This is a genomic window from Cellulomonas sp. (genome assembly GCF_035634735.1).
Classification (GTDB): domain Bacteria; phylum Actinomycetota; class Actinomycetes; order Actinomycetales; family Cellulomonadaceae; genus Cellulomonas.
In genome coordinates this window covers 1-8,764 of sequence record NZ_DASQCJ010000126.1, presented here as the reverse complement: position 1 = coordinate 8,764, position 8,764 = coordinate 1, and the positions used below count along the sequence as shown (strand labels likewise).

8 protein-coding genes are annotated in these 8,764 nt (G+C 75.4%); all 8 read right to left on the bottom strand.

Translation table 11 applies throughout. The features are described from left to right. Positions 1-826 (bottom strand): HAAS signaling domain-containing protein (locus VER05_RS11260; RefSeq protein WP_324845442.1); only part of this gene is annotated, 826 nt, incomplete at its 3' end. After that, positions 823-1,152 (bottom strand): PadR family transcriptional regulator, encoded by a 330-nt coding sequence (locus VER05_RS11255; RefSeq protein ID WP_158372862.1) that lies wholly within the window; start codon positions 1,150-1,152, stop codon positions 823-825. The genes VER05_RS11255 and VER05_RS11260, both read right to left, overlap by 4 nt. A gap of 499 nt (positions 1,153-1,651) precedes the next feature. Beyond that, positions 1,652-2,623, bottom strand: a complete 972-nt coding sequence (locus tag VER05_RS11250) for a Ppx/GppA phosphatase family protein (RefSeq protein WP_324845441.1) — start codon at positions 2,621-2,623, stop codon at positions 1,652-1,654. A 79-nt stretch (positions 2,624-2,702) separates the two neighbouring features. After that, entirely contained in the window at positions 2,703-3,230 is a 528-nt protein-coding gene (locus VER05_RS11245) for a DUF501 domain-containing protein (RefSeq protein WP_414647608.1), read from the bottom strand. Positions 3,231-3,286: 56 nt separating this feature from the next. Continuing rightward, complete coding sequence (locus VER05_RS11240; protein WP_324845440.1) at positions 3,287-4,237, bottom strand: FtsB family cell division protein; 951 nt, start codon at positions 4,235-4,237, stop codon at positions 3,287-3,289. A gap of 167 nt (positions 4,238-4,404) precedes the next feature. Next, complete coding sequence (gene eno, locus VER05_RS11235; RefSeq protein WP_147795774.1) at positions 4,405-5,685, bottom strand: phosphopyruvate hydratase; 1,281 nt, start codon at positions 5,683-5,685, stop codon at positions 4,405-4,407. Positions 5,686-5,794: 109 nt separating this feature from the next. Then, complete coding sequence (gene pntB / locus VER05_RS11230; protein ID WP_324845439.1) at positions 5,795-7,183, bottom strand: Re/Si-specific NAD(P)(+) transhydrogenase subunit beta; 1,389 nt, start codon at positions 7,181-7,183, stop codon at positions 5,795-5,797. Position 7,184: 1 nt separating this feature from the next. Then, a complete protein-coding gene (locus VER05_RS11225; protein ID WP_324845443.1) occupies positions 7,185-8,747 on the bottom strand; it encodes a Re/Si-specific NAD(P)(+) transhydrogenase subunit alpha in 1,563 nt (520 codons plus the stop codon). Between the last annotated feature and the right edge of the window lie 17 nt (positions 8,748-8,764).

Below are 8,764 nucleotides of genomic sequence, written 5' to 3'. Positions count from 1 at the left end.
ACACCTGGACGTCGGACAGCGGGTTGCCCTCCGCGTCGTAGACGAACAGGTTGCTCACCTGCATCCCGTCGACCCACACGCCGTCCTCACGGGGGACGCCGTCGTACGGCTGCTCCACGTACGCGGTGTCGTACTGCGTCTGCCAGCGCACGGCCCCGTTCCCGGCCCAGACCATCGCCGGGACCAGGAGCAGCACGGCGAGCACGCCGGCCGCGGTGGGCAGCCACCGCCCGGAGCGCGGCAGCCACAGCCCCCGGCCCCACTGCACGCTCACCACGACGAGCCCGGCCAGCAGCAGCCACGTCTGGAAGTCGGCCGGGACCCAGCCGCCCTTGCCGCCGCCGGAGCCGTACCGGCCGCCCGCCATCTGCAGCAGCAGCTGGTAGACCACCCACGCCCGCAGCACCCACCACAGCGGCCGGACCGCGACGCCGAAGTCGCGCACGCCCGGCCACCACGGCTGCCGGCGCAGCCCGGCGGTCGCGCGCAGCGCGGTGCGCCGCACGTCGCCGCGCATCCCCCGGAGCCGCGAGCGGAGGTCCCGGCGCACGGGCGCCGGCTCCGGCTCGGGCAGCCCGGCGGCGACGCGCAGCTCCCGGGCGTAGTCCGCGGGCGGCCCGAACAGGGCGATCAGGTCGCCCCGCGCCCCGGCCGGTGCGGCCTCGTCGGCCAGCGCGTCCGCGAGGTCCGCCTCGAGCCCGTCGGTCAGGTCGTCGACCTGCTCGGCCGGCATCCCCGCCAGGTGCTGGCGCACCCGCGCCGCGTACTCCGCCACCGTCGCCGGCGCGGCCGCGCGGCCCGTCCCGGCCTGGCTCGTCCCGTTCACGCCGCCGCCTCCCCGTCGAGCAGGCGGGTCATCGTCCCCGCGAACTCGCGCCAGTCCTTGCGCTGGGCGGCGAGCATCGCCCGGCCCTGCGCGTTGATCCCGTAGTACTTGCGGTGCGGGCCCTCGTCGCTGGGCACCACGTAGGACGTCAGCGCGCCCTGGGAGTAGAGCCGGCGGAGCGTGCCGTAGACGGACGCGTCGCCGACCTCGGCCAGCCCCGCGGCGCGCAGCCGGCGGACGACGTCGTAGCCGTACCCGTCCTCCTCGGCGACGACGGCGAGCACCGCGACGTCGAGCACTCCCTTGAGCAGCTGGGTCGTGTCCACCCGGGGCCTCCCTGGCGCGGGCGCCGGCGGGTCCGGCGCGCCGCAGGTGCGGTGGCGGGCGCCGCGGTCGGCCCCCTGACGGCCGCGGCACCCGCTGTCTGGTGCGGGAGCCGACCCTCCTCGGCTCCCGCAGGACACACGGTAGTACAGATTGCGCAGTACCGGGCGAAGTTCGCTACCGGCGCGCCGCGCGTGCCCCGGGGCGCGCCACTCTCCGCCCGCCGGCCAGCGCCCGCCGGCCGCAGCCAGCGCCCGCCCGCCGGCCAGCGCTCGCCGAGATAGGACCCGCGCGCCGAGATAGGACCGTCCACGGCCCTATCTCGGCGGGACGGTCCTATCTCGGCGCCTGGTCCGGGTGCGCGGTCGCGCGGCGAGGCCGGCAGCGGGGCCGGCGGCGAGGTCGGTGGTTCGGCGCGAGATCGGTGGGTGCACGCACCGATCTCGGCCCGGAGCACCGATCTCGGCGCGCGCGGCGGGCGCGCGTCGGCGCGCCGCGGGGTCAGGCCCGGGGGGCGGGCTGCCGCTCGGCGACGCTCCAGGCGATGCCGTCGAGGATGTCGTGCTCGGACGTCACGACCTCGGTCAGCGTCCCGCCGGACGCCGCGACCTCGGACCGCACGCGCTCCACGACCGCCCGCCACACCAGCGCGCCCGCGCCGATGACGTCGACCCGGCCCGGGTGCATGAAGCCGAGCGCCGAGCGGGCGTCGTGGTCGCGGGCGAGCAGGTCGTCGCAGGCGGCGACCACGTCGTCCACCGCCAGCACGGCCCCGTCGATCGCGTCCCGGTCGTAGGCGGGCAGGGCGAGCGCGTGCGCGGTGATCGTGGTGACCGAGCCGGCGAGCCCCACGAGCGTCGCGGTGCGGCCGAGCGGCACGTGCTGCGCGGCGACGTCGAGGGCGGCGCGCACGTCGGCCTCGGCGGCGGCGACCTGCTCCGCCGTCGGCGGGTCGGACAGCAGGTGGCGCTCGGTGATCCGGACGCAGCCGACGTCCATGGAGTACGCGGCCTCCGGCTCCCGCTCGCCGAGGACCACCTCGGTGGAGCCGCCGCCCAGGTCGACGACGAGGAACGGGCCGTCGTGGGTCGCGCCGAGCACGCCGGTGGCGCCGCGGAACGACAGCGCGGCCTCCTCGACCCCGCCGATGACCTCGGGCTCGACGCCCAGGGCCTCGCGGACGCCCGCGACGAACTCGTCCCGGTTCTCGGCGTCGCGCGACGCGCTGGTGGCGACGAACCGGACGGCCTCGACGCCGAGGTCGCGGCAGACCTGCGCGTACCGGCGGGTGGCGTCGAGGGTGCGGGCCATGGCCTCGGGGGCGATGCGGCCGGTGCGGTCGACGCCCTGGCCGAGCCGGACGACCTCCATGCGGCGGTCGAGGTCCGTGAGGGTCCCCGCCCCCGCGTCGACGTCGGCCACCAGGAGCCGGATGGAGTTGGTCCCGCAGTCGATGGCAGCCACACGCGTCACGCGGGCCATCCTCCCATCCCGGCGCCGACCCGCGCGCCGCGCCCGGCGGCCCCGGGCCCGACCCGGGGTCCCGCCGGCGTCAGCAGGTGCAGCGGTCCGGGCGCCACACGTCGCGCAGCCGCAGCAGCACGTCGTCGCCGACCGGGTTCACGCCCGGCCCGGCGGCGAGCGCGTGCCCGACGACCACGTGCAGGCACTTCACCCGGGTGGGCATCCCGCCGGCCGAGACGCCCGCGATCTCCGGCACGTCGCCGAGCTCGGCGCGGTCGGCGAGGTACGCCTCGTGCGCGCGCTGGTACGCCGCGGCGAGCTCGGGCTCGGCCTGGACGCGGGCGGTGAGCTCCTTCATCAGGCCGGTGGCCTCGAGGGTGCTGACGGCGCCGACCGCCGGCGGGCAGGTCAGGTAGTACGTGGTCGGGAACGGCGTCCCGTCGTCGAGCCGGGGCGCGGTGCGGACCACGAGCGGGCGGCCGCAGGCGCACCGGGCGGCGACGCCGACCACGCCGCGCGCGGGCCGGCCGAGCTGCTCGCGGAGCACCGCGAGGTCCGCCTCGGTCACCTCGGGGGCGTCGTGCCGGGCGCGCGGCACCTCGGCCGGGTCGGGCAGCGCGGGCGCCGGGGTGGTGGGCAGGTCGGTCACGTGCGGTCCTCGGGCGGTCGGCGTCAGGGGGTCGGCGCGACCGGCTCCCCGGACCCCTGGGTCCCGGTGCCGTCCGGCGCGGTCCCATTGTCCCCCGTCGTGCCGGTGCCGGTGGACCCGTCGGCCCCGGTCCCCGCCTCCCCCGTGCCCGCGGCGCCCGCCACCTGCACGGAGTCCCACAGCTGGGCGTACCAGGGGCGGGTCGGGTCGTCCGACTCGACGGTGCCGGGGGTGGTGGTCGCCGCCGGGTCGGTCGCGGTGTCGTCCGGCACGACCTCCGGGTCGGCGACGCGCAGCGCGCGCTCCCCCGGCATGACGAACGCGAGCCGCTCGCGCGCCTGGGCCTCGACGTAGGCCGGGTCGGACCACCGGTCGAGCTCGGCCTGCAGCTCCTCGTTGTCCTGCTCGGCGGCGGCGACCTCGGCGCGGAGCTGCTCGAGCCGGACCTGCTGGTCGAGGTACTGCCGCAGCGTCGGGAACACCAGGACGAACGCGATCGACAGCACGACGAACATCACCATCGCGCGGACGGTGAACAGCCGGGGCAGCCGCTGCTGCACGGTCTCGGCGCGCCCGCCGCGGCCGCCGCCCGAGCCGCCGCGGCCGCCGGGCCGGGAGCTGCTGGGCCGCCCCGCCGCCGGGCGCGGCGGGGCGGACCGGGCGCGCGAGGTGCTGGGGCGCGGGGTGGCCGGGCGCGGGACCGACTGCTGCGGGGCGCCGGTGCGCGGGGCCGCGGGCGTGCGGGTGGCGGGCGCCTTCTCCTGGCCCGCCGTCGACCGGGTCGCCGGGGTGCCGCTCGCGCGCGGGGCCGGCGCGGGCGAGCGCGGCACGCTGGACGTGCGGGGGGCGGGGTTCCGGGGCGCGGGCGTCCGCTGCGCCGGGGTGCGGGGCGCCGGGCCGCGCCGGTCGCCGCCGCGGGTCGCGTCGTCGTCGGCGCCGGTGCGGGGCGCGGCGGGACGACGAGGGGCGGGCATGGTCCCGATTGTGCCCCGCGGCACGCCCCGGCACCCGCAGGCGACCCGGCCGTGTCCGCGCGCGCACACGATCCGCACATGCTGCCGGTGCCGAGGTCGGCACCCCGGACGCGCCGGAGGCCGGCGACCCCGTGGGGTCACCGGCCTCCGGTCGAGAGCCTGAGGGCTCAGGCCTTCCAGCGGGGGAAGGCCGACAGGCCGGCGTAGCGGCCGGCGTCGTCCAGCTCCTCCTCGATGCGGAGCAGCTGGTTGTACTTGTTGATGCGCTCGCCACGGGCCGGGGCGCCGGTCTTGATCTGGCCGGCGTTGGTCGCGACGGACAGGTCGGCGATCGTGACGTCCTCGGTCTCGCCGGAGCGGTGCGAGGTCATCGTGGTGAAGCCGTTGCGCTGCGCCAGGGTGACGGCGTCCAGCGTCTCGGTCAGGGTGCCGATCTGGTTCAGCTTGACCAGGAGCGAGTTGGCGGCCTTGAGCTCGATGCCCTTGGCCAGGCGCTCCGGGTTGGTGACGAACAGGTCGTCGCCGACGATCTGCACCTTGTCGCCGACCTTGGTGACGAGCTCGGACCAGGTGCCCCACTCGTCCTCGGACAGCGGGTCCTCGATGGAGACCAGCGGGTAGTCCGCCACGAGCTGCTCGTAGAACGCGATCATCTCGGCCGGCGCGAGGGCCTTGCCCTCGAACTGGTACGCGCCGTCCTTGAAGAACTCGGTGGCGGCGACGTCGAGCGCGAGCGCGACGTCCTTGCCCGGGACGAAGCCGGCCTTCTCGATCGCGACGAGGATGAGGTCCAGCGCGGCGCGGTTCGACTCGAGGTTCGGCGCGAAGCCGCCCTCGTCGCCGAGACCGGTCGACAGGCCCTTGCTCTTCAGCACGGACTTGAGGGAGTGGTAGACCTCGGCGCCGGTGCGCAGGGCCTCGCGGAAGGTCGGCGCGCCGATCGGGGCGACCATGAACTCCTGGATGTCGACGTTGGAGTCGGCGTGCGACCCACCGTTGAGGATGTTCATCATCGGGACGGGCAGCACGTGGGCGTTCGGGCCGCCGACGTAGCGGAACAGCGGCAGGTCGGCCGAGTCGGCCGCGGCCTTCGCGACCGCGAGCGAGACGCCGAGGATCGCGTTGGCGCCGAGCTTGCCCTTGTTCGGGGTGCCGTCGAGCTCGATCAGGGCCTGGTCGACCAGGCGCTGCTCGGTGGCCTCGAAGCCGATGAGCTCCGGGGCGATCTCGTCGATCACCGCGTTGACGGCGTCCTCGACGCCCTTGCCCAGGTAGCGCGACTTGTCGCCGTCACGGCGCTCGACGGCCTCGAAGGCCCCGGTCGAGGCACCCGAGGGCACGCCGGCCCGGGCGATGGTGCCGTCGTCGAGCGCGACCTCGACCTCGACAGTGGGGTTGCCGCGCGAGTCGAGGATCTCGCGGGCGCCGACGGCCTCGATGCTGGCCATGGTGCTCCTTCGTCAAACGGGTCGGTTTGCGACCTCAGCCTAGTGCGCGCCGTCCGGTGCGTCGGTGGGACCTTCGGCAAGCGGCCGGCGACGGGCGCGTGAACGGCGGTCAGAGGGCGGCGACGATGCGCTCCACCTGGTCCTTCGCGTCGCCGAACAGCATCGCGGTGTTCTCCCGGAAGAACAGCGGGTTCTGCACGCCGGCGTACCCCGTGGCCATCGACCGCTTGAACACGACGACCTGCCTCGCCTTCCACACCTCGAGCACGGGCATGCCGGCGATCGGCGAGCCCGGGTCCTCCAGCGCGGCGGGGTTCACGGTGTCGTTCGCGCCGATGACGAGGACCACGTCGGTGCCGGCCAGGTCGTCGTTGATCTCGTCCATCTCGAGCACGATGTCGTACGGCACCTTGGCCTCGGCGAGCAGCACGTTCATGTGCCCGGGCAGCCGGCCGGCGACGGGGTGCACGCCGAACCGGACCTCGACGCCCGCGGCGCGGAGCCGGGAGACGAGGTCGGCGACCGGGTACTGCGCCTTGGCCACGGCCATGCCGTAGCCCGGGGTGATGACGACGCTGGACGCGGACTTGAGCAGCTCCGCGACCTCGGCGGCCTGGATCTCGCGATGCTCCCCGACCTCGGCCGAGCCCGACGCGACGACGGTCCCGCCCTCGGCGCCGAAGCCGCCGAGGATCACGCTGACGAACGACCGGTTCATCGCCCGGCACATGATGTACGACAGGATCGCGCCGGAGGAGCCGACGAGGGCGCCGGTGACGATGAGCAGGTTGTTGCTCAGCATGAAGCCCGCGGCGGCCGCGGCCCACCCCGAGTACGAGTTCAGCATCGACACGACGACCGGCATGTCGCCGCCGCCGATCGCGGCGACGAGGTGCCAGCCGAGGGCCAGCGCGACGACGGTCATCAGCACCAGCGGCACCAGCGAGGGCGACGACAGGAACCAGCCGAGCGCGCCCGCGGACGCGACCAGCGCGCCGAGGTTCAGCCAGTTGCGGCCGGGCAGCGTGAGCGGGGCCGACTTCATCTTCGCCGACAGCTTGAGGTAGGCGACGATCGAGCCGGTGAACGTCACGGCGCCGATCAGCACGCCCAGGAACACCTCGACCAGGTGCACCGCGTCGGCGTGCGTCTCGGTCAGGTAGGAGTTGAAGCCGACCAGGACGGCCGCGGCGCCGACGAAGGAGTGCAGCATCGCGATCATCTCGGGCATCTGCGTCATCTCGACGGAGCGCGCCCGCCAGGTGCCGACGGCGATGCCGATGAGGAGCACCAGCGCGATGAGCAGCAGCGTGGTCAGCGGGCTGCGCTCGGAGACGTCGAGGCTCAGCACGACGGTCGCGACGAGCGCGAGGCCCATGCCGACCATGCCGAGCAGGTTGCCGCGGCGGGCGGTCTCCTGCTTCGACAGCCCGGCCAGGCTCAGGACGAACAGGACGGCGGCGACGAGGTACACGCCCTGGGCTGCGGAGGTGAGCATCTCAGGCCTCCTCCTTCCGGAACATCCCGATCATCCGGTAGGCCACCAGGAAGCCACCGAAGATGTTGATGGAGGCGACCGCGGCCGCCGCGAACGCCAGCGCCGACACGACCCAGCTGTCGCTGCCGATCTGCAGCAGCGCGCCGACCAGGATGATCCCGGAGATGGCGTTGGTCTGGGCCATGAGCGGCGTGTGCAACGAGTGGCTGACGTTCGAGATGACGTAGTAGCCGACGAACACCGCGAGCACGAACACCGTGAAGTGCCCGAGGAACGCCGCCGGCGAGAACGTGATCGCCAGGGCCAGCAGGACGGCGCCGAGGGCCAGGCCGACCATCTGCCGCTGCCCCTTCCGCCGGGCCGCCTCGCGGGCGAGCCGGGCCCGCTCCGCCGGGTCGACGGGTGCGACCGCGGGGGCCGCGTCCGCGGCGGGGGCCGCCGAGACCTGCACGGGCGGCGGCGGCCAGAGCACCTCGCCGGCCCGCGTGACGGCCATGCCGCGCTGCACCGGGTCGTCGAGGTCGAGGACGAGCGCCCCGTCCTTGCCCGGGGTGAGCAGCGTGAGGAGGTTGACCACGTTGGTGCCGAACAGCTGCGACGTGTGCCGCGCCATCCGGCTGGTCAGGTCCGTGTAGCCGAGGATCGTCACCCCGTTCGCGGTGACGACCTTCTCCCCCGGCACGGTCAGCTCGCAGTTGCCGCCGCCGGACGCGGCCAGGTCGACGATCACGCTGCCCGGGCGCATGGCCGCGACCATGTCCGCGCTGATCGTGCGCGGCGCGGTGCCGCGGACCAGGGCGGTGGTGATGACGATGTCGGCCTTGGCGGTCTCCGCGGCGTACATCTCGGCGGTCAGCCGCTCCTGCTCGGCGGTGAGCTCACGGGCGTAGCCGTCGGCGCTCACCTCCTGCTGGGCCGCGGCGGCCTGCACGAAGGACGCGCCCATCGACTCGATCTGCTCGCCGACCTCGGGCCGCACGTCGTACGCGCGGACCTGCGCGCCGAGGCTGCCCGCCGCACCGATCGCCGCGAGGCCGGCGACGCCGGCGCCGATGACGAACACCGTGGCCGGCGGGGTCTTGCCGGCGGCCGTGACCTGGCCGGTGAACATCCCGCCGAACTCCTCGGCGGCCTCGATGACCGCGCGGTAGCCGGCGACGTTCGACATCGTGCTGAGCACGTCGAGCGCCTGGGCGCGGGACACGCGCGGCACGGCGTCGAGCGCCAGCGCGGTGACGCCGCGGGCGGACAGCGCCGCGACCCGCTCCGGGTGCGCGGCCGGCGCCAGCATCGAGACCAGCGTCGCGCCCGGGGTCAGCGCGGCGACCTCGGCGTCCGCCGGGGCGTTCACGGTCGTGACCACGTCGCTCGCCCAGACCTCGGCCGCGTCGCCGAGGGCGGCGCCGGCCTCCGCGTAGGCCGCGTCGGGGAAGCTCGCCCCCTCGCCCGCGCCGTGCTCGACGACCACCTCGTAGCCCAGCTTCGCCAGCCGGCCCACGGTGGCGGGCGTGGCGGCCACGAGCCGCTCGCCCGGCCGGGCCTCCTTCGGGACGCCGATCCGCATCGACCCCTCCTCGTCCG

Bases quoted from the DNA above. Each gene is read 5' to 3' on its own strand.
- pntB (WP_324845439.1), bottom strand. From the start codon at position 7,183: ATGCTCACCTCCGCAGCCCAGGGCGTGTACCTCGTCGCCGCCGTCCTG.
- VER05_RS11225 (WP_324845443.1), bottom strand. From the start codon at position 8,747: ATGCGGATCGGCGTCCCGAAGGAGGCCCGGCCGGGCGAGCGGCTCGTG.
- eno (WP_147795774.1), bottom strand. From the start codon at position 5,685: ATGGCCAGCATCGAGGCCGTCGGCGCCCGCGAGATCCTCGACTCGCGC.
- VER05_RS11240 (WP_324845440.1), bottom strand. From the start codon at position 4,237: ATGCCCGCCCCTCGTCGTCCCGCCGCGCCCCGCACCGGCGCCGACGAC.